1 protein-coding gene is annotated in these 935 nt (G+C 73.2%); it reads right to left on the bottom strand.

The window, feature by feature from the left end:
- Window positions 1-50: 50 nt before the first annotated feature.
- On the bottom strand, window positions 51-785 hold the full coding sequence (locus C1I97_RS37950) for a translation initiation factor IF-2 (protein WP_111007375.1): 735 nt from the start codon (window positions 783-785) through the stop codon (window positions 51-53).
- Window positions 786-935 lie beyond the last annotated feature (150 nt).

The raw sequence follows: 935 nt of genomic DNA, 5'->3' as shown, positions 1-935 counted from the left end.
AGGCGGCGGGGAAGGTGCAGGCGGCTTTTCGCCGGAGCCGGGCACCCCGTTCAGTGCGGTGGCGGTAGCGGGTCCAGGGCGTTGCCGACGGTGCAGCCGCCCTCTCCGGGCATCCGCTGGATCCGGGGCGGCACCCACACCTCGGTGGCGCCGGGGCCCACGCGGGCAAGAAGGCAGTCCTGCGCGTCGAAGCCGTTGCCCTTCACCGACAGGAGAACGCCGACCCGGCCGCCGTCCGCCTTCACCTCGGTACGGATCGCCGGATGCAGGTCCAGGGCGGCGAGCGTACGGCGCACCTCGGCCTCCTCCACCCGGCCGCCCTCCGGCACCCGGGGAAGTTTCGCGCGGAGCTCCTCGTACGGCAGCCGGGGCGGTTCGGGTGGCGGGGCGAAGGTCAGCGGAGGGCCGTCCGGGCAGTCCACGTCACGGGGGTCCTCACGCCACTCCGACTTGGGCGACACCCTCACCGCGAAACAGCGCCGCACGGCGACCTCCTCAGGGTCGAACCATCCGTTGTACGCCGAGCCGGACGTGCGGACGACCACGTCGACGCCGTCCCCGTCGCGTGTCGAGGTACCCGTCACCCGCAGTACCTCCACCCCGTCGATGCCGGAAGCGGAGCGCCCGACCTCCTCCGCCGTGCGCGGACGCTGGCCGTAGAGCCGCTCGCCCGCCTTCCTGGCCACCTCCCGTGCGGCGTCCGTCGCCTCGTCCTCGGAGGACTGCACCACCCCGCAGCCGGCGGTGAACAGCAACAGCGGGGCGAGCAGCAGCAGTCGGCGCATGCGTCCACCCTTCCGGCGCCGCGCGCGGCGGACAACCGCTCGCGTACTCAGACCGGCGTAGGTGATCGTACTCAGCCGGTGCGGCGATCAGACACGGGCGCACCCCGTGAGGTTCCGGCGGCGGGCGTACGCCTCGATCTCGATCCTCAT

Source organism: Streptomyces sp. NTH33 (genome assembly GCF_003236365.1).
GTDB lineage: Bacteria > Actinomycetota > Actinomycetes > Streptomycetales > Streptomycetaceae > Streptomyces.
This window is presented reverse-complemented; position numbering and strand designations above follow the sequence as displayed.